The sequence below is a fragment of the Streptomyces sp. NPDC026377 genome (assembly GCF_055567715.1).
This window is the reverse complement of sequence record NZ_JBVHPV010000020.1, coordinates 113,129-131,579: the sequence shown is the minus strand read 5'-3', so window position 1 is coordinate 131,579 and position 18,451 is coordinate 113,129. Positions and strand designations below refer to the sequence as shown.

The 18,451-nt window shown below is 68.3% G+C and carries 18 protein-coding genes and 1 CRISPR repeat array; of the genes, 10 read left to right on the top strand and 8 right to left on the bottom strand.

The genetic code is table 11. The features are described from left to right. Window positions 1-736: 736 nt before the first annotated feature. The 5 genes from ACZ4MU_RS30920 to ACZ4MU_RS30900 all read left to right on the top strand — a co-directional run bounded on the left by ACZ4MU_RS30920 (window position 737) and on the right by ACZ4MU_RS30900 (window position 6,870). A complete protein-coding gene (locus tag ACZ4MU_RS30920; RefSeq protein WP_467882839.1) occupies window positions 737-1,456 on the top strand; it encodes a hypothetical protein in 720 nt (239 codons plus the stop codon). Beyond that, window positions 1,453-1,899: a MarR family transcriptional regulator gene (locus tag ACZ4MU_RS30915; protein ID WP_467882837.1), complete on the top strand. Its 447-nt coding sequence runs from the start codon at window positions 1,453-1,455 to the stop codon at window positions 1,897-1,899. Before ACZ4MU_RS30920 ends, ACZ4MU_RS30915 begins: the two co-directional genes overlap by 4 nt. A 364-nt stretch (window positions 1,900-2,263) precedes the next feature. Next, window positions 2,264-3,166 (top strand): hypothetical protein, encoded by a 903-nt coding sequence (locus ACZ4MU_RS30910; RefSeq protein ID WP_467882836.1) that lies wholly within the window; start codon window positions 2,264-2,266, stop codon window positions 3,164-3,166. Window positions 3,167-3,687: 521 nt separating this feature from the next. Continuing rightward, window positions 3,688-4,791: a DNA alkylation repair protein gene (locus ACZ4MU_RS30905; RefSeq protein ID WP_467882834.1), complete on the top strand. Its 1,104-nt coding sequence runs from the start codon at window positions 3,688-3,690 to the stop codon at window positions 4,789-4,791. 267 nt (window positions 4,792-5,058) lie between these two features. Then, on the top strand, window positions 5,059-6,870 hold the full coding sequence (locus tag ACZ4MU_RS30900; RefSeq protein WP_467882832.1) for an SIR2 family protein: 1,812 nt from the start codon (window positions 5,059-5,061) through the stop codon (window positions 6,868-6,870). A 466-nt stretch (window positions 6,871-7,336) separates the two neighbouring features. Here ACZ4MU_RS30900 and ACZ4MU_RS30895 read toward each other — a convergent pair whose 3' ends face one another. Beyond that, window positions 7,337-7,840: a hypothetical protein gene (locus ACZ4MU_RS30895; RefSeq protein WP_467882831.1), complete on the bottom strand. Its 504-nt coding sequence runs from the start codon at window positions 7,838-7,840 to the stop codon at window positions 7,337-7,339. 392 nt (window positions 7,841-8,232) lie between these two features. After that, a complete protein-coding gene (locus ACZ4MU_RS30890) occupies window positions 8,233-8,520 on the bottom strand; it encodes a hypothetical protein (RefSeq protein WP_467882829.1) in 288 nt (95 codons plus the stop codon). Between the two features lie 237 nt (window positions 8,521-8,757). Here ACZ4MU_RS30890 and ACZ4MU_RS30885 point away from each other — a divergent pair, with 237 nt between their 5' ends. Together ACZ4MU_RS30885 and ACZ4MU_RS30880 are read left to right on the top strand one after the other, a co-directional pair. Beyond that, complete coding sequence (locus tag ACZ4MU_RS30885; RefSeq protein ID WP_467882828.1) at window positions 8,758-9,096, top strand: hypothetical protein; 339 nt, start codon at window positions 8,758-8,760, stop codon at window positions 9,094-9,096. Between the two features lie 589 nt (window positions 9,097-9,685). Beyond that, the gene (locus ACZ4MU_RS30880; protein ID WP_467882827.1) at window positions 9,686-10,042 is read left to right on the top strand and encodes a CPBP family glutamic-type intramembrane protease; all 357 of its coding nucleotides are present in this window, start codon (window positions 9,686-9,688) and stop codon (window positions 10,040-10,042) included. Between the two features lie 65 nt (window positions 10,043-10,107). Here ACZ4MU_RS30880 and ACZ4MU_RS30875 read toward each other — a convergent pair whose 3' ends face one another. Continuing rightward, a complete protein-coding gene (locus ACZ4MU_RS30875) occupies window positions 10,108-10,494 on the bottom strand; it encodes a hypothetical protein (protein WP_467882826.1) in 387 nt (128 codons plus the stop codon). A gap of 406 nt (window positions 10,495-10,900) precedes the next feature. Here ACZ4MU_RS30875 and ACZ4MU_RS30870 point away from each other — a divergent pair, with 406 nt between their 5' ends. After that, a complete protein-coding gene (locus ACZ4MU_RS30870; RefSeq protein WP_467882825.1) occupies window positions 10,901-11,110 on the top strand; it encodes a DUF6207 family protein in 210 nt (69 codons plus the stop codon). Here ACZ4MU_RS30870 and ACZ4MU_RS30865 read toward each other — a convergent pair. After that, window positions 11,107-11,394, bottom strand: coding sequence for a hypothetical protein (locus ACZ4MU_RS30865; protein ID WP_467882824.1), 288 nt, complete (start codon window positions 11,392-11,394; stop codon window positions 11,107-11,109). The genes ACZ4MU_RS30870 and ACZ4MU_RS30865 overlap by 4 nt on opposite strands. Window positions 11,395-11,517: 123 nt before the next feature. Here ACZ4MU_RS30865 and ACZ4MU_RS30860 point away from each other — a divergent pair, with 123 nt between their 5' ends. Beyond that, the gene (locus ACZ4MU_RS30860; protein ID WP_467882822.1) at window positions 11,518-12,072 is read left to right on the top strand and encodes a hypothetical protein; all 555 of its coding nucleotides are present in this window, start codon (window positions 11,518-11,520) and stop codon (window positions 12,070-12,072) included. Between the two features lie 63 nt (window positions 12,073-12,135). Here ACZ4MU_RS30860 and ACZ4MU_RS30855 read toward each other — a convergent pair whose 3' ends face one another. The 4 genes from ACZ4MU_RS30855 to ACZ4MU_RS30840 form a co-directional block, all read right to left on the bottom strand. Beyond that, the gene (locus tag ACZ4MU_RS30855) at window positions 12,136-12,342 is read right to left on the bottom strand and encodes a hypothetical protein (protein ID WP_467882821.1); all 207 of its coding nucleotides are present in this window, start codon (window positions 12,340-12,342) and stop codon (window positions 12,136-12,138) included. Window positions 12,343-12,468: 126 nt separating this feature from the next. Beyond that, window positions 12,469-12,705: a hypothetical protein gene (locus tag ACZ4MU_RS30850; protein WP_467882819.1), complete on the bottom strand. Its 237-nt coding sequence runs from the start codon at window positions 12,703-12,705 to the stop codon at window positions 12,469-12,471. 303 nt (window positions 12,706-13,008) lie between these two features. After that, window positions 13,009-13,954: a CRISPR direct-repeat array (repeat unit 27 nt; unit sequence GGGGCCACCCGCGCGAGCACGGGACCG). A gap of 20 nt (window positions 13,955-13,974) precedes the next feature. Beyond that, complete coding sequence (locus ACZ4MU_RS30845; protein WP_467882817.1) at window positions 13,975-15,546, bottom strand: RNA-guided endonuclease InsQ/TnpB family protein; 1,572 nt, start codon at window positions 15,544-15,546, stop codon at window positions 13,975-13,977. A 412-nt stretch (window positions 15,547-15,958) separates the two neighbouring features. Further along, window positions 15,959-16,765 (bottom strand): 3'-5' exonuclease, encoded by an 807-nt coding sequence (locus tag ACZ4MU_RS30840; protein WP_467882815.1) that lies wholly within the window; start codon window positions 16,763-16,765, stop codon window positions 15,959-15,961. 470 nt (window positions 16,766-17,235) lie between these two features. On the opposite strand from ACZ4MU_RS30840, the gene ACZ4MU_RS30835 reads away from it, so the two are divergent. Further along, window positions 17,236-18,432, top strand: coding sequence for an endonuclease domain-containing protein (locus tag ACZ4MU_RS30835; protein WP_467882813.1), 1,197 nt, complete (start codon window positions 17,236-17,238; stop codon window positions 18,430-18,432). The last annotated feature ends 19 nt before the right edge of the window (window positions 18,433-18,451 follow it).

The following is an 18,451-nucleotide window of genomic DNA, read 5'->3' as shown; positions in this document are numbered from 1 at the left end:
GTCTGCTCCGCAGACACGACGCGCCGCCGCTACGCGGCGGGAGTTATGCCGCGCTCCGCGCGGCTAATTCCGGCTTTGCCGGAATTGCTGCCAACTCCGTTGGCAGCGGCTCGAATCGCTCCGCGATTCGGCCGAGGAATTCGCTCCGCGAATTCCTTCCGCTGGGGGATAGACAGGTCCCCGGATCGCGCCCGTATTCCCGATCTGATGCACCATCAGAACACTTTTCTGCGACTGAAATTAGAGCGACTAGATGGGTCTCGGAAAGTGGTTGTGCTGAGTGCAGTCTGAACTCTGTACGGAGGAAATCTCTTACATTAAGGCTACCCCGGGATGGTCGGCCGGAGGCCGGCCTCGATGCACTTCACCTTGATGCCTGACACAACCTCAGCCCCCTAAGAGGGTACGGAGACAAGAACGTGCAGGTCAGAGACGTAACAAGATCAAAATGTGTCCCCTGAGCCGCGACACATCGCACCTGATCTGTCGCGGCTGAGGAGACACATCGGACGGCCGATGTCGTCTGCAGGCGACATCCATCTGCGGGTGATGTCAAGTAGAGGTGACATGGCGTGCCGGATGTGCAGCCAGGGAGGGCTGCGAGGGGGCCGCGCGAGTTGTGTCCCGTCAGACGGGACACAACTCGCGCCGGATGTCGTGTCGGAGCGACATCAGTGTCAAGGTGAGGTGACATACTGCTCCTGCAATGATGATCCAGTTGTAGGAGAGCAGCGTCGTGCCCACAGAGCCGCAGCGCCGCAAGAGCAGCAGCACCACTGGTGCCGAGCAGCCGAGCCTGCCCCTCAACGATCCGGCCGACGCGTGGAATCAGCCGCTGAGTCCCGTCGATCCGGTCAAGAGCCTCGACGACGTGGCGCGCCGGTACCCGGGCCGCAGGCTCACACTCGATGGTGAGCGGCGGTCACTGGAGTTCTACGGGACGCCAGGGCAGCCGAACGCCTTCTCCATGGACTCGCTGGAGTTCTTCCTGGTGATCTGTCAGTTCTTCCGCGAAGCGCTGCCGCTACGCGTGATCCTGCTGCTGATCGCCTGTCAACGGGCGGGCGGGCGAATCCATCTGACGCAAGAGGAGATGGCCACCGTCCTGGACATTCACCGTACGAAGATCAACGAGGCTCTGGGGGAGATCATGAGCCACGGCATCGTCTTCCGCGTGAAGCGGGGCGTCTACCAGTTCAACCCGCCCTACAGCTACCGGGTGGCCGAGTTCATTCCGGGCACCGAGACGTCGCCGGCGGAGTACGTGAAGGTCGACCAGCACGTGACCCTGGCGAACATCCGCTCAGACCAGAACCTGCCCGACCTCGTGCGCTTCCCATCACTGGAGGCCATGCGCGAGGAGATCACTAGACTGCGTGAGCAGCGTGCCGAGGAGCGGGCCCGCCGGCGCCTGGAGAAGGCCCTGCGTGAGCAGGGGAAGGGGAGCGAATCGTGAGTGGTCTTCAGTTCGCCGCGGTCAACGCGGAGGGCATCGTGGCCGACCTGGACCTCCTGCCCGCGGCCTACCGGGTACTACTGAAGATGAGGGCTCACAGCGAGCCCGGTGGCCGGATCGTGGTCGACCAAGCCACCCTCGCGAAGATGCTTAAGGTCAGCCGTGCCGCGGTCAACGCCGCCCTACGGGACCTCGACCTGGCGCAGCTCGTGAAGAAGCAGCGGGCCGGGATCTACCGGATCAACGCGATGCTCGCCCCCTACCGCACCCCCGAAGACGCCATCGCCGCCGTCAACGCCATGCCGGACCACGAGCGCCTGAACTCCCCCGGCTTCGTCGAGCGATACCGCGAGGCCACCCGGGCCTATCAGGACCAGCTTGCCGAGAAGCGCAGAGCCAAGGAGAAGGCACGCCGACGAGAAGTCCTCAAGGCCGTCTCCTGAACTCTCCTCCAGGCCCAAGGACGAAGGCGCTCTGCCCAATGGGCGGCCGGGGGGCTTATGGATTGCCCGCGACGGTGCGCATAGGCCTCAACGTCCTTATTGTCAGCATTCCCTGCAGAAGAGGCGCATGACAGGCTGTGGGAACACATGAAGGTTTCCTGGCAGCCATATCTGCAGCTGGATGTCACTGAATCTGCAGCCTGGTGTCACAGATACCGAATCATCAGTGTCAGCTACTTCGTAGCCGCAACTTGATGCCGCGCTCACCCGCTGGATTTGAGTATTTCCCCTGTTCCTGCCCTCCTGTCCGAGGCGGAGTGCTGCACTGGAAAAGAACAGCAGACCGCGTTCATGGAGGAACACCATGCCCGAAACGCTCCCCGCACCTGGCACGGACGAGCTCCGCACCCGTCTCGGCACCGTGCTGGAGCACGGGGCGGTCGCATGCATCACCGCTCATGAGGACCAAGACAGCGCGCCCGCCGTTGAGGCGGCCCTCGCGGCGATGGGCCACCGCAACGTGGTCCAAGTCGTCGCCGCGGAACCCGGAAACCGCCGGGCTGTCATCGAAGCTCTGTACGCGGGCCTACGCCCGGCCGGCGGCCGGGCGCGGCCACGAGCCTTCTACGAAGCCGAGAAAGACCTCGACACGGCACTCGCCCGCCGCACCCAGCCCATCCTGCTCGTCCATGCCGCCCACCGGCTGCGCACCGAGGGCCTGCTCAGCCTCTACGGCCGCTGGCACGCCGCCCAGGCCAACGCCTACCCAGCCACCCTGATCCTCACAGGAACCGAGCAGCTGGAGCGCGTCCTCAAGCGCCCCTCACTGGACGGACTGCGCTCGCACGCTCTTCTCCGACACCATCTCAACGACCAGGCAGCCGAGGCGGACGCGGGTAAGCGGAATACAGCGGGCGGCATGCTGTTGGGCGCGGGTGCCAGTGAGGCCACGGGGTTCATCCACGAAGAGATCGCCTCGCAGACCTTCCACCCCGACGGACAGGTCACTACCGAGTACGCACCGGCCATCTGGCCCCTGGCCCATCGCGGATACAGCGGCAACGGCCGCCTCGACATCTGGGCCTACCCCAGCCAGGCCGAAGCCCTCGCCGGCGCCGAACTCGCCATGGCCTGCGGTATGGACGAAGACCCCCATGCCCGCAGGCTGTTCGCCACCGGCGCCTACCAGAGCCTCCTGGAACGCTACGAAGATGCCCATCCCGACACCCATGTCCTCCGGGTCCAGACCGCCTTCCTTCAGCAGTAGGACTCCGATGGGCGCACACGCATCGACTTTATCGTCACTCTGACGAGAGTGGCTGTATGATGAGCTTGTGCCCCTTCCTGGCGAGGCGGCGCGCTGTTTGTCCCGTGACGTCGAAGTCTGCGGATTGAAGCTTCACTTTGCGGAGGATCTTGCGGACTGAAGAGTTACCTTGCGGACAGGGCGGGGTTAGCTGGTCGTGGTCCATGCGCTAGAGGTTCTGCCGGGCGGTTCCGCCGGGCCGCTGGCGGCCGGGTTCGAGGTCGCGTACATCGCTCCGGACGGGACGGAGTTGCGGCGCCCTCTGGCGGACGCGTGGCGGAGTGTCGTCGCAGCTCAGAGAACCTGAGGTACCGGCCGTGTGTCAGTGGTCCATGACAGACTCGAAACCATGTTGCCCAGGTCGAGATTCACGCCGCTCCCGAACGAACAGTGGGAGCGCATCGAGCCCCTCCTCCCGCCGGCCGGGAGCTGTACAGGGCGAGCGGTCGGGGGCCTCGACGTGACCGTGGGCGGGCGTTGAGATGGCCGATTTCAAGGATGAACTGTCGCCGGAGCTCATCGGGCGTCTCGCGGGTGACCTTGCGGGTGCCTCGGCCTCGTTCGACCGGGCGGCTTTCGAGCAGCTCGCGTGCACCGGCATCGGTGACCTGGAGCTGAAGGCCCGTATCGACTGGATCGCCCGCGCCCTCGCGGCGACGATGCCGGCGTCTCCCGAGGAAGCCGCCCGGGTGATCCGCGCCGCCCTGGACAGAGGGGGGCTCACGGGGTGGGCTTCCATGCCCGTCAACGCCTACGTCGCCTCGGCGCTGCTGGATCGGCCCGACGTCGCGCTGCCGCTGCTGGCCGCGCTCACTTCCCGATACACCGCCGAGTTCGCTATCCGACCGTTCGTCGAAGCCCACTACGAGGTCACGATGGACCAGCTCAGGGCATGGACGACCGACCCGGACGAACATGTTCGGCGGCTCGTCTCGGAGGGCACGCGCCCGCGGCTGCCCTGGGCGTCCCAGCTCTCGCGGTTCGTCGCCGACCCCGCTCCCGCGCTGGCGCTCCTGGAGCCTCTCGTCAATGACGAGTCCCTGTACGTGCGCCGTTCCGTGGCGAACCACCTCAACGACATCAGCAAGGACCACCCCGACCTCGTCCTCGCCACCGCCCGGCGATGGCTCCGCGGCAGTACGCAGGGCGATTTCGTCGTACGCCACGGACTGCGGACGCTCATCAAGCGAGGGCACCCGGAGGCTCTCGCGGTTCTCGGGTTCGATCACCACGCTCCGATCGAGATCACCGACCTCGTCTGCTCGCCCTCCACCATCTCCATCGGGGAGGCGACCACCATCACCTTCACGCTGCATGCTGCCGACGCGACGAGAGCGGCGATCGACTACCTGGTCCATTACCAGGGGGTTCGCGGCCCCAAGGCGGGCAAGGTGTTCAAGCTGACCGTCCGGGACCTTCCCGCGGGCCAAGCCGTCCGCTTCTCACGCCAGCACCGGTTCGAGAGCCTCTCGGTCCGCACGATCCACCCCGGCCCGCACCGCATCGAGGTCCAGGCCAACGGACGTGTTCTCGGCGCGACCGAGGTTCACATCACCGCTGCCGAAGCACCAGACGCCTCAGCCTGAGCGTCTGAGCTGAACCGAGACGGAGCCACGCGGCCACCTGCACACCGGACTGGACAGCCCAAAGGCAACAACCCGCCGTCGCGGACAGCCCCGGGTACGAGAGCGGCAGGGCGGCCCGGCCGAACTACGACCCGTCGAAAACGCTAGGTAGGACTTCACACCATCGCCGCACGCTCTGAAGACACACTCTTCACCATGCTGGCCACCCCCACCCGACGGCGCAGCCTCCGACTGCACCGGACACTGTTCGCAAAAGGAGTGTGCGACATGCTAGGTGACGTCGTTTCCGAAGCCTCCCCGGCTGAGCCGGAGTCTGCGCCGGGCCGCGGGCTCGACCCGATGCTGGCCCTCTCCATCAATGTGCACACCAGCCCCGGCGTGTACGCCCTCCTGCTCGGTTCCGGGATCTCGCTCGCGTCCGGAGTTCCGACCGGATGGGGCATCGTGCAGGACCTGGTCGGCCGCGTTGCAGCCGTTCAGGACGCGGAAGACCCCGACGCCAGTCGTAAGGCTGCTGCTGACCCGGAGGGCTGGTGGGCGACCCACCAGGACGAGCCGCTGGGGTACTCAGCTCTTCTTGCCGCGATCGCCCCGACACCCTCCGCCCGTCAGGCGCAGCTCGCCCGGTACTTCGACGTCCAGGAGGGCGACGAGCCCGGAACCAAGGGCCCGACTGCCGCGCACCGTGCCGTTGCTCAATTGGTGAAGCGCGGCCTGATCAAGGTCATCCTCACCACCAACTTTGACCGGCTCATGGAGCGGGCCCTCCAGGAGATCGGTATTTCTCCCCAGGTGATCCACCGCGCGGACCAGATCGACGCGATGATGCCGCTCCACCACAGCCAGGTCACGGTGATCAAGCTCCACGGTGACTACGCCGATCTTGAACAGCGCAACACGGTGGACGAGCTCCAGAGCTACCCCGAAGCCCAGCAGCGGCTGCTGGAGCGGGTGATGGATGAGTACGGGCTGCTCGTGTGCGGGTGGTCAGGGGACTGGGATGCGGCTCTCGTGCGGGCCGTCGAAGGCAGCCGCTCCCGCCGGTATCCGATGTTCTGGTCGTCCTACGGAGCCCTCGGCGACATCGGACGACGTCTGACAGCTCAGCACGGCGCGGCCGTCATCTCGGGTATGACCGCGGACGAACTCTTCGCCGACCTGCTGCGTCGCACCGAAGCGCTGGACGTGATGGCAGCACCTCCGCTGTCCCGGGACATGGCCGTCGTGCAGCTCAAGCGCGCCCTGCCCGACCCGGTGCGACGGATCGAGCTCTTCGACCTCGTCGACCAGGAGGTGAGCAACGTGGCGGCCCGGTCGGTCGGACGGCCTCTTACCGGGGACGTCTTCATCGAAAGCCTCCAGGCCTATCAGGCTCACAGCGACACCCTCATGCACCTGCTGGCCAACGGGGTCTTCCACGACAACGCCACTTACGACTCCCTGTGGACCAGAACCGTTGAGCGACTCTCGGGCATCCGAGCCCCGTTCGGCGGAACGTACGTAGAACACCTGGACAATCTGCGCCACACCCCTGCACTGCTCGCTACCTGGACGATCGGCGTCGCCGCTGTCCTCGCCCGCCGCGAGGAGCTGGTCGGCAAGCTGCTCAGCCCCGCCGTCTGGACCCCGCTATACGGCGGATCCGAGCCCCTGACGCCGGCCTACTACCTCAACCCGGGCCGCGTCCTGGACTTCGACAGCATGCACCAGGTCGACCACCCCCAGGGCGGAGGCACCTGGAAGTACCCGCAGAGCCGGTGGCTGCGGGCAGCCTGCCGGGATGCCTTCCGCGTAGTCGAGCCCAACGATGCGGCCTACAAAGCTGCCTGCAGCAAGTTCGAGGCGCTTGCCTCCCTGATCGCCCTCGACACCGCCCCAGCCGGCCTCGGGTGGCCGTGGTCCGGCGAATACCTCATGGCCTGGGGATACGACGACAGCCCCGGAATCGGTACGACCCTGAAGAAGGAGATCACCTCCACCTGGCCCGTGCTATCAGGTGCGTTCGAGGGCGACCTGCAGCGCGCCGAAGCCGCCTACACCGCTCTTGTTGACTGGAAGAACAAGCGCCCTGTCTGGTAGGCGCAGACTCCTCCTCATCTGGCACAAGTCTGCGGACATCAGCAGCAACGCCGTCCGGCTCCCCGCGAGGGGGCGGGGTGACGGCCGAGCCGTCCTTGTTTACGTCCTCTGCCGGAACCCATGCGCAGCGCCTCGGGGTGGGCGCGAACACTGCGGTCCTGGTGCTGCCCCCTCCCGAACACCCGGCGTGGATGGCCAGCGTCACCACGCAGTCCTTCACCACCGGTCATTCCCCCTCCCCCCCGCAGCGCCGGTGCCCACCACCAGTGGACAGCCCCCGACCCAGCCCAGCTCGCCGCACGGGTCGCCCGCGACCTGCACGCCCTCTGGCCCCGCCCCCGCTGATCGTACGAAGGCGGCAGCGTCCCTATCCCCAGGCGGCGGATCCGATGCCGGCATCCCCATGACCAGGACGCGCTCGCGCCGACGGCCGCGGGGTGCTCACGACGTGGCGGCTGAGGTCACATCATTCGAGGGCGTCGCCGAGCGCTGTCAGCAGAGCGTGCTCGCACGCTCCCGGTCCATCCACGCTGTCCACGAAGTCAGCGATGAGCGCGAGGGCAACCGTCATGGCGCGCGGTTCGCTGTCCGACACCGGCCCTGCCCTGTCTCGCCAGGCCACCGGATCGCCGCCGTCGAAGGACACCCGCACCACCTGGGCCACCACCACCAGGTCCGTCGGCTCGACAAAGCCTTCCCACTGGCCCAACTTGCGCATCAGCGTCTTGAGGAACTTCTCGACGAATGCCTCGCGGCCAGGCCTGCCCGCACCGATCTGGTGCAGTGCGCCGTCGAGGAGGAACACCGTCCCCCGCAGGAGCTCCGCCGCACCGTACAGGGCCGTGGCATCGGCGATGCGCCTGCTCAGCGACGGCCAGGCGCTCTGGTCGTCTGCTGTTCGCACGATGCTCGCCTGGTCCCAGGCCGCCTGCACCGCACCGATCTTGACCCGCGCACCCCTGACCGTCATGGCCAGCCAGCGTAGCCAGACCTGCCGTGGGGCGGGCGAGGGCGAGGAAAGCAGACTCGAAAGAGACGTGGCACAGGCGAAACGCCGGATCTGGCCCTCTGGCCCTGGCAATTACCGGAGCTGCACACCTCGAGTCGCATAGACCGCGCCGCCGCGGCCCCTTAGCCGGGATGCTGAGGCAGGATGGCCTCCGGTGCAGACCCGTGTACCCCGGTCGTGCCACCCTGGCCTGCCGGGACCCGGGGGACATGACCCGCGCACCCGCACGGGCCATGGTCGTGACGGAACCCCGGGCCCCGGCACACCACCGCAAAGACGCTGATGAACGCGGGGCTGCGCCGCTGACGAGTCTGCGCCATGCCAGACCGGGGCGATCCTCCGCGCCACGACTCCTATGCGAGGGTCGGATACGTATCGTCCGGATCGATGCCGAGGGCGTAGGTGGCGGCCGCGCGGACACGGTAGACGTCGGCGTCGGAGACGGATTCGTCGTCCTCGACGTCACTGAGCCACTGGGTGATCTCGGTGGAGTGCCATCCGACGAAGTCCGCCGGGATCCTCACCGTGGTCGCGGCCTGGCGCAGCTCCTCGAACTGGGCGGCATCAGTGACAGGGGCGGGACGCCAGTCCGTGGCGCCAGCAGGCCCGTCCCGATCACTCATCAGCTGGTCCTTGCTCATCGGTCACCTCTTCGCGTTGGCGTGCGTGACGGTCGACCCGCGGTCACGCATGGCGCAGGAGTAGGAACGTGCACGCAGAGGCATAACGGCCTCGCCCCGCACCCGTTACGACTGGCCGTTCGCCGGAAGGGGCCCTGCGCGCCAGCCGGCGGGTGAGGTGGCTGGAAGCACTGCCTTGGCCCATGCGGCCCTGGCACACTCGGCAACCCGTGATGACCCCTGCCGACGGAGGACACGTTGAGCCAGTCGGAACAGCCTTGGCAGCCCGGCCCGAACGATCTGCCCTTCTCCATCCATCTGATCAACCCGCATGGTGACCGCCACCTCGGTTTCAACGATCAGGAGGGCCGCTACTACCGGCTTTGGCAGCACCGCCAGCCCGAACCCCTGCATGCCGGCGACGCGATCCTGCTGCGGCCCAGCGACATCGACCAGATCATCAAGTTCGCCATGATCTGGGCAACCCGCCACACGGCCCACCCGCGCAGCGACGCCCTGATCGACGAGATCGCCGCGGGAGCCAAAGCCGTCGTCCTGCACTTCGCCCAGGCAGCTCAAGCCCCCGTACAGCGCTAGCAGCACCTCGCACGACCCAGTCTTGCTGTCCCGGGCGCCGCCGCATCCGTCGTCGTCCGGCGCTAGCTCCTGTTCCGGCAGCCGCCCGTCCTGCGACGTCTACGGCAAGCAGTCGGTTCACACATCTTCGGGGGCCCACGTGGACACTCGCCGCACGACTGGTGCGACTGACGATCGAGGCGAACGCTCGTCCAGTGACACGCACCGGGGAGTCCATCTGCTGGTGTGGCTCTTTCTGTCGTGCGCCGTCTTCTTGGCCGCTCAGGCAGTGCGGGACGTCTTCGCCTTCGTGCCCGGGTTCGTACCGTGGGACGGTGAAAGCCGCCGCCGGTTCTGCGCCTTGCTCGGCGCTGCGACATGGTCCGTCGTGATAGCCGCCTGCATCGGCTGGGGGAAGATATCGCTACGGGCGGCCGCCGGGCGGTTCACCTACGGCCTGGGGCTACGTCCATCCTCGAGGCGTCAGGCCCTGCGATGGGTGGCGGTCGGATTCGCCACCGCGGTGGCGTTGTGGGCGGCATGGCAGATGGTCTGGCGATTTCCGAGCCTGACGTCGGTACCCGATGGCGAGGACTCGCGCACAGTCGCCGTGGCCCGGACGTCGGTCTTGGTCCGCTTCTGGTACGGGCTGCTCGCCCCCGCACCCGTGGAGGAACTCCTCTACAGAGGCCCCTTGCTGGCCCTCTGGCTGGCCCTCCTCGCAGCCCGGCGCCGCGGCAGCTGGATGGGGCGCCGGTGGGTGCGTTGGTGGCTGACGGCAGTAGCCACTGCCGGCTCGGCTGCTCTCTTCGCCGCCGGGCACGCCCTAGGCGGCAGCGCCAACGTCGCGCATGCGGCAGTCCTCGCCGTGTCCGCCACCGCCATCACCCTGTGGCAGCGCTCCCTCGTCCCGGCCCTGGCCGCACCTCGGGGGCCGACAGCGCGGGCGGGGACATGGGCTCGGTGAACACGCCCCTCACCGTAGAGGCGGCAGCATTCGGGCGAGGACCAGGCTATGAGTGCCGCAGTTGATCAGCGCTTGTCCTCGGGGTCGTAGGACGCATCGGCTGCCGCATCCTGGGGGCCGTACCCGGACACCAGCAGGACCATGGCCTCCTTGCGGATCTCAGACGCCGTGCTCAGGGAGACGGCGAGTCGTTCCATGATCGTGGTCAGTGGCACGGCCTCGGTTTCGATCTTGTCTGCAGGCGTGCCCGGCTGTGAGGCCATCAGTATGCGCGCCACCCGGCGTGCCGAGCGTTGACGCGGGGTGAGCCGTGCAAAGTCGTCGGCGGCCTCAGCGGCGGCCTCGGCACGTGCGGTTTCGGCCCTGAGCTGGGCGGTGGCCAGGTCCAGGCGTGCGGCTGTGTGGTCCACTCGTTCGGCGAGGCAGGCGTAGACGCGCGCGACGTCGGCCAAGGCACGGGCGGCAGCACGGTCGCCCTGAGCCCAGGCAGCGTACGCCTGACGGGCCAAGTCGCGGGCGGTTCCTGCGTCGGTGCAGGTACGTTCATCCCAAGACTGAGGCTCGGCAGCGTGCATGAGGTCCCCAGCAGGGTCGGTCGGGGCCGGGATTCGGATCGTTTGAGAGCCCGAGTCGGAGACGGGGTGCATACCTCCCCCAACGATCCGGTGCCGGGGACGTGTCGGATCTCTCACCCGATGGCGCACCGTCCAACCGCCTAGGCGCGCTGGTGCTCTTCCACCGGGACCGGACGCGCCCTTCACCTCGTCCCGAAACCCCTGGTTCTCACCCGATCCGGTGGCGCCGTGCCGCACCACGAACCGTACGGAGACAGCCGGCGTCACTTGGGGCATGTTCCCGATGAACGATGCGCACGAACACGTGGGTGAGCCGGGGCTCGTGGTCCTGGACGTCACCGCCGCGGACGAGCCGACCGCCTATGCCGTGCAGGCCGAGCTGGAACGCTGGTGGGCCACGTCCGGGATCGCCCCTGTACAGCGAACGCCCGGTAAGGCCGGGGTGACCGTCCCCGTCTACGCCGACCTCCACCGCCCCGTCATCCAGAGCTAACGGGAAGAGCCGGCCCGCATCTCCTCGATGACGGACTCCGGCACGGTCTTACCAGAAGCGACGATACGCACCTCGGCGCCGTCGGCCTCCAGCCGTTCCCGCTCGTCCTGAGCGCTCGCCGCGTCGTACGACACGACGGACACCAGCACACGCACCCGCCCGTGCTGTACGTCGGGAAGATCGGACTCGCCGGAATACCCGCCGACGACCAGAAAGCCAAGACGCGACTCATGCGGGATGCCGCCGCCAACGGCCAGTTCGTCGGCGCCTGCATCACGGTCCACCACCGCGACTGCACACGGCCCCAGAAGCTCTACCAAGCCCCTGCCCCGGATCAGTTCTGCTCCGCGCGTCTTCGTACAGTGCGTACCCGAACCACCCGGCCACGCACGCAAGGATTCACCACCATGACGCTTCCGCCCGACCGCGACGGCCTGCCCCCGGTGCCCGGGCGGAACCACACCTGCCGCCAGGCCCGGAACAACTGCGCCGCGAGCTTCCCCGAACTGCACGACGTCATCGGCCACGACCAGGACGGCCACCGTGTCGCCGGGGCCCTCATCAGCGGCGGCATCACCACCCCCGAGGCTCTCAGAGCCCGTGACCCCCAGGACATCCTGTACCTGCGCAACGTCGGCCGGCGTGGGCTCCATGTCCTCCAGGCACGCGGCGTGCTCGGCCATCGTGTCGGGCGCCGCGCGCTGGTCTACTGTGCTACCGCCTTCGACCGTGCCAGCCTGACAGAAGTCGATCACCTCCAGGCTCTCCTCGCGTACGCCCGTGCCGAGGACCTCGACGTCGTGGGCGTCGTTCTCGAGAACGCGCTCCTGGACGTCCGTGAACGGAGCACCCCGCAATGGCGCGCTGCCCTGCGCGAACTGGACGGCGGCACGCTCGACACCATCGTTACCTGGGACCCGCAAGCCCAGCAGCCCACCCGCTGGCCCAGCAGCGCCCGCTAGCGCCGACCGCCGCAGCCCGCCACACCCCACGCCGGCCCCGGATAGTACGCGGCCCTCGGGCGGTCAGGCTGCGGCCGGCAGCCCCGTCCTCAGCTCCTCGAGGAGGCTTGCGGGTATAGGCGCACCAGGCGCTACCTCAACCACGTGCACCACGGCTTTGCGATTCTCCAGTTCCTGGCGGCGGTCCTTGGCGGCCGCCTCTGAGTACGCCACGGCAGACTCGCGCACTCTTCCATCGCGCTCCCGCCACACCAGCTTGAAGTTCTTCATGGGCACCCCTGTGATCGCTTTCGCCCGTACGGAGCCGAGTATGTGTTCTTATTCTGGCGGGCAGGTCTGACAGTCCGCCCCAGCTGCCTGTGCGGACGCGGCCTGCCGCACCGGAAGCCTCGCCGGTCAGCCCGCCTCGCCCGAGGCATCGGCTTCGCCGTGCGGATCTTCGGCGAAGGAGTAGCCGTGCGAGCGCAGGACGAGCTCGCGCCAGTGCGCCCACTGCGCGTTCCAGTGGTCATGCTGCTCCTGCGTCCAGCCGCCTTCTTTCGTCGGCCGCCCGTACTCCTCCTGGATACGAAGGAGCTCCGCGTGCGCTTCCTGCTTTGTTTCACCGACACCGTGCAGATTCGTTTCAGCCACGGCTGGGATCGTAAGCGCCCCCACTGACAAGGCAGCCCAGCCCCGCGCCGCCATGCCCCGCTGCGCGCGGCGCACAGGCGCCGCAGACGGCCGTGGGCATCTACCGACACGATCAACATGGTCCCAGCTACGGTATGGCCTCGCTGTCCGCGTCCGTCAGCCGAATCAGCGCCCAGGCCTCGGCGCGGGGTGCCATCTGCCGCCATGCCCGCCCGTGCAGCCCACTTGGGGATGGGAAATGACGCGAAGGGGCCCTCCCCCGTCTGGCTTCGGGTTTGCTGGAGGCTGCACAGGATGCTCGGAGGGCAGACCCGCGCGTGCACGGGACCGACCGGGGCGAGAACGTGCGCTGGCAGTTCGTCCCGGGGCCACCCGCGCGTGCACGGGACCGACTACCGGTCATCGCTGCCGCTGGTGTCGTAGCCGGGGCCACCCGCGCGTGCACGGGACTCACGGCGATCACGCACAGCATATGGAGATCGGGGGGCCACCCGCGCGTGCACGGAACCGACAAGCGGGCATCCGTCCGCCGTCCGGGAGTCCTGATCACTGGGGCCACCCGCGCGAGCACGGGACCGACACTGGTCGTCTGGCGCCAGGCGCAGCCTATCGGGGGCCACCCGCGTGAGCACGGGACCGACTTCGAGGGTCATGCCGGCCATCGCGAGGCCGCGGGGCCACCCGCGCGAGCACGGGACCGACGGCTATCCGGGACCGCTGACCTGGCGTCTGCTGGGGCCACCCGCGCGAGCACGGGACCGACGGCTATCCGGGACCGCTGACCTGGCGTCTGCTGGGGCCACCCGCGCGAGCACGGGACCGACCCTTCGGGCAGGCGGACCACGGGTTACCGGCAGGGGCCACCCGCGCGAGCACGGGACCGACTCTCCTCGGCGCCCTGTGGGCCCTGCAGCGCGGGGGCCACCCGCGCGAGCACGGGACCGACGTGCACTGCTCGCGGCATCGCTTCCAGACCCAGGGGCCACCCGCGCGAGCACGGGACCGAGGCGGTGCAGCCGCCGCCGAAGCGGCTGGGGCAGGGGCCACCCGCGCGAGCGCGGGACCGACCCGGGCGCGCGCGCTCCCCATCGCGTCATCGAGGGGCCACCCGCGCGAGCACGGGACCGACGGGATCCAGAAAGTCGAGCCCTTGTAGATCAGGGGGCCACCCGCGCGAGCACGGGACCGCCCGGGCGCGGCCGTAGTAGGCGGCGGAGGTTGAGGGGCCACCCGCGCGAGCACGGGACCGACAGGAGGCGACCTGGTCGTTTATGCGCGCTGCGTTCTCTTTTTACTTGTCTTTGCCATGCCCTCATCGGGACGTGGCGGGGGTAGCGCGCTGTGCGTGGGTGGCCGGAGAGTTGCCCCTCCGGGGTGACCCGGTGTCCGGGCCTTCCCGCTTCTTCGGGTGCTGCCTTCCGTCCTTGTGGATGGCGGGACTTGTGCTCCCTCGGCGGGCGTTTTCTGCGTCTCCTCTTTCCCAGGGGCGACGATGGCGTGCCGCTCGATGTTGATGGCGGCGTTGATGTCGCGGTCCATGTGCAGACCGCAGGTGGTGCAGTGAAATGTCCTGTCGCGCAGCGTGAGGCTTGGGTATCGCCATCCGCAGTTGCTGCAGGTCTTGCTGGAGGGCCACCAGCGGTCCAGGACCGCGATCTGGGAGCCGTACCAGGAAGTCTTGTAGGCGATCTGGCGGCGCAGTTCGCCAGGGGCGACGTCGAGCAGGGCGCGGTTGAGACCGGCTTTCTGCTTGACGTTGCGTCCGGGGTTGTCGATGTCTCCGCGGGCTGACGCGGTCATCCCCTTGACGTTGAGGTCCTCTACGGCGACGACGGCGTAGGTGGTGGCCAGCCGCTTGGTGAGGGCGTGCAAGGTGGTGGCGCGGCGTTCAGCGATCAGGTGCTGGATGCGGCCGATACGGCGCGCGGCCTTCGCGCGGCGGTGTGATCCCTTGGTGGTGCGGGCGTAGGCGCGTTGGGCTCGGGTGAGACGCCGACGTTCGCGGCCGTAGTGACGTGGATTGTCGACCTTCTGGGTGGGAGGGCGGCCCGGGGCGAAAGTGGTCGGCTTCGACGCAGCGAGGAGGCAGCTGGTGCCGATGTCGACGCCGACCTTGCCGCGCTCTCGCTGAGCCCGCGTGGCCTGCGGAGGCTGGGGCTGCTGGACCTCGCACAGGACGGAGGCGTACCAGCGGTGCCCGGAGCGGGCGATCGTCACGGAGCTGACCACGGCATGGCCGCGCTGGATCAGGCGTGCCATCCGCTTGTTGGACTGGTGCAGGCGGATGCTGCCGATCTTGGGGATGCGCAGGCGGCGGTAGCCGTCAGGGCGGATCTCGGGGGCCTTCTTGTTGTGACACAGCTTGAAGGCCTCGCGGGCGCGGCGTTTGGACTTGAAGCGCGGATATCCCATCCGGCGCCCGGCTCTTTGGCCGCTCAGCGAGGAGACCCAGTTGCTCCACGCGGCATCGGCCTGCGCGAAGCCGGACTGGAAGACGCGGGCGCTGATCTCCCGGTGCCAGGGGCAGGGCCGGCGCGGGCCGATGAAGCCCTCCGGCTCGCCGCCGTCCTTGGCCTTGATGGCGTTCAGGTCTTTTTGGATCTGGAAAGCGTTGGGGAGCGGGCGCTTGACCCGTTGGCGGGCCGTCTTGTCGTCCAGGCCCTGAGCGGTGAGCGCCTCAACTTCGGCACGCCATGCCCGGTGGGCGGCGACCTTGAGGCCAAGAGCATGGTTGAAGGCCCAACGGGCGGCTCCCGCGTGCCGGCTGAGATCGGCGAGCTGCGCGGTCGTGGGATCCAGCGCGAAGCGGAAGGCACGAAGGACCACGGGGTTCTCGGCCATGGCTCGCTCCCTTCTGTTCCGCGGTCCTCTTACAGCCGCCATCGGCACCGACAGGAACAGAATGCATGTTCTGTGAACTTACGTACCTTTTGAAGGCTTCGTGTCGGCCGGGTGTCACTCGGGCAGCGCAGCGGCGGCGCGGTACCCAACCCGGCGCTGCCCCGGCAGGCCTGGGCCGTCTCAGTGGCCATCGTGCGGCGCCTGCGCCGACTGCGGCCAAGGGGATAGAAGTATCAGCCGCCACTGACAATCCCCCGAGAGGGGCCCTGCACTGGGCTTTTCCCGGACGGGTGCGTAAGAGGCGGTGCGCCTGACCTTGGCCGGGGGAACACCCCGCGCCCCGCAACTGGAACGGCGACGACATCACCGGCTGACTCACAGAGCTGACCGATTGCTGCTGCGGTGGGCCCGGTCAGTCCGCCAGACGGTGCAGGCGGCTGAGCAGGGCTCGGCAGTTGTGCACAGCGTCATAGTGACTGTCCAAACGCTGGCGTCGGTAACCACGATGCTCAGCCGACCACAGCCCCCTCGCCACCGCGCACGGCCTTATAGCGTCCTCCCAGCGGCTTGCTGCAAGCCATCGCCGTACCGGGGCGGCATCACCGTGATGGCGCAGCAACTCACGCCGCAGGACGCCGTGGTCGAAGGCGATCTTGTAGGCGACGCACCGGCGGCCCGCGAGCGCGTTCGTCAGCTGGGGCAGCAGGTCCGAGAAGGACGGCGCGCCCGTCAGGCGCGAACGAGTCAGCCCGTGCAGCGATGCCGCGCCGGGCGAGATCTCAGTGCCGGGGTCGACCAGCTGGTCGACCAGCACCCGGCCCGCTCCGTCCATCACCCCGATCTGGACCGCGAGGGCAGCATGGAGGCCGGTGGTCTGAATGTCGAAAATCCGCAGGTGCCGATCGGACAGCACCCGTCGGGCCCAGCTCTGCGCCTGCGCGCGTTCTCGCCCCCAGGACGGCGGCCGGCGCAGTGCCCGCACCGCGTCATCGAGTCCCGCGTAGCGCTCCTTGGTCGCCTGGACCAGCCACAAAGGGCCCTCCTGCTCGGGCTGGGCGTGCAACGTCCCCAGGTACTCCCCTTCAGGGAAGGGGCCGGGAGCGTATGCACTCCACGTCGGACGTTCGGTATCAACGGGCTTGACGAGGCGGACCACGGCGCCGTCGACCCTCCGGTCGAACAGGACCCTGCGGGGCGGCGGTTCGGCGGGGAGCAGCACGCATTCCTCCAGGAGGTCGAAGGTTCACCTCCATACCTTCACGCGTACGCGGAACGAAGACGGCGTGAGCATGCCGATGCCGGATTCCTCCGTACGGCCGCGCACCGCCTGCCGACAGGCCGGCTTCGAACGCGCCGCCTCTGGGCTGCCACCCGCCTCGCCCATGTCGTTGGAACCGGACCTCACGGCCCGCAGGCCGGAGCGGCCGGCCCGCTTGACACCGCGTCCGCTCACGCGCCCGGGACCAGGCCCGTCAGCGCGCAACCCTGGGCCCCGGTGCGTCCGAAGGACTGAATCGCCGGCCTCCTGTGCTGACAGCCAGCACAGACCCAAGCCAAAAAAAACGCAGGCCACAGGCATGTCAGTCTGCTGGCTTCTCCCGCCCGTCCCATGAACGCCGTCCGATGACCTGATGGTCTGTCCCCCTCAGTGATGCCTCGTTGTCAGTGCCGGCTGCCACCATCCCCGCCATGCTGATCACCTCCAAGACAGCCCAGGTCATCCTGGCCGACACCGTCGGCGACTGTGCCGTCCCGCTCAACCTCCAGGCGCTGAGCCAGGACGGCTGGTTCGGGTTCCACGGCCACCGCTTCGTCGGCGCCACCGCGCTGCGCGGCTACAAGTACAAGAGCAAAGGACAGTGGCGCTTCGACGACCGCGAGGTCCGCAAGGCCGGCCACGCCCTTGCCCAACTGAAGTGGAACGCGGACGACCTGGTGGACGCGCGTCTGTTCCACTCCAAAGACACCCAAGGAGCGGACTGGCGCCGTGAAGTGCGGCGCTGGATCGAGAACGCCGCCTACCAATCCCGCAAGGACCACGGCTGCCCCTGCGGGCAGGGCGGCTGTCGTCGCCACGGGCTCCTCAAAGACACCGGCCTGCCCTGCGGACTGTCCCCCGAGAACTTCCACCGCCAGTGCGGCCAGCACACGATCGCCGGCACCACCCCCCTGACCGTCCTGGTCTGGAAACAAGCCAAATGGCGTGTCCCCCGCGCCTACGCCCGGCTCCTCGACGAGTGGGAACAGACCGAAGACCAGCTGCGGGCCGCGGCATGCCGGTGCACCACGTGCGGGGCGAGCAGCGAACACCCCTGGACGTGGCGCATCTCCAGCGCTGCCGGCTGGACCACCCTGTGCCCCGCGTGCACCGCGACCCGCTTCCGCGTCTACAACGGCCACCTGCACGGCGTCTTGTATGAATCCGTCCGCTCCAGCAAGCGCGCGGACGACTACCTGTGCTCCCTGTGCACCCAGCCCCGCCGCGCCTTCTACTGGGACCACTGCCACGACCACGGCTACATTCGCGGGCCCGTCTGCGCGAGCTGCAACAACTTCGAGGGCGGCGGCATGCACTTCACCGCCCGCAGCGGAGCGATCCAGCACCTCCTGCGGTGCTCGGGATGCCGCACGCAACGCACCATCCCTGCACGCCACCATGGCGACACCCTGCTCGGACACCTGCGTGCCACCGAACGCCACGACCAGTGCCGGCAGACTCCGTACGTTCAGGAGCTCGAGCGCAACCATGGCAGCAGACACTACGAACTGACCTGCTACGACCACCGCAAGCCGGTGACCTGGCACCGTGAACTGACAGCCCCCCAAGCCCACAGCACACTCCGCGCCCTGACCGACCAAGCCCTGAAGGACGACGCCAGCGGCTGAGCCTGCAGAGTGTGGTCCG

What these genes read in the sequence shown, in the direction of transcription:
- ACZ4MU_RS30910 (WP_467882836.1), top strand. Translation starts at nt 2,264, where the DNA reads ATGCCCGAAACGCTCCCCGCACCTGGCACGGACGAGCTCCGCACCCGT.
- ACZ4MU_RS30905 (WP_467882834.1), top strand. Translation starts at nt 3,688, where the DNA reads ATGGCCGATTTCAAGGATGAACTGTCGCCGGAGCTCATCGGGCGTCTC.
- ACZ4MU_RS30900 (WP_467882832.1), top strand. Translation starts at nt 5,059, where the DNA reads ATGCTAGGTGACGTCGTTTCCGAAGCCTCCCCGGCTGAGCCGGAGTCT.
- ACZ4MU_RS30895 (WP_467882831.1), bottom strand. Translation starts at nt 7,840, where the DNA reads ATGACGGTCAGGGGTGCGCGGGTCAAGATCGGTGCGGTGCAGGCGGCC.
- ACZ4MU_RS30890 (WP_467882829.1), bottom strand. Translation starts at nt 8,520, where the DNA reads ATGAGCAAGGACCAGCTGATGAGTGATCGGGACGGGCCTGCTGGCGCC.
- ACZ4MU_RS30870 (WP_467882825.1), top strand. Translation starts at nt 10,901, where the DNA reads ATGAACGATGCGCACGAACACGTGGGTGAGCCGGGGCTCGTGGTCCTG.
- ACZ4MU_RS30860 (WP_467882822.1), top strand. Translation starts at nt 11,518, where the DNA reads ATGACGCTTCCGCCCGACCGCGACGGCCTGCCCCCGGTGCCCGGGCGG.
- ACZ4MU_RS30855 (WP_467882821.1), bottom strand. Translation starts at nt 12,342, where the DNA reads ATGAAGAACTTCAAGCTGGTGTGGCGGGAGCGCGATGGAAGAGTGCGC.
- ACZ4MU_RS30845 (WP_467882817.1), bottom strand. Translation starts at nt 15,546, where the DNA reads ATGGCCGAGAACCCCGTGGTCCTTCGTGCCTTCCGCTTCGCGCTGGAT.
- ACZ4MU_RS30835 (WP_467882813.1), top strand. Translation starts at nt 17,236, where the DNA reads ATGCTGATCACCTCCAAGACAGCCCAGGTCATCCTGGCCGACACCGTC.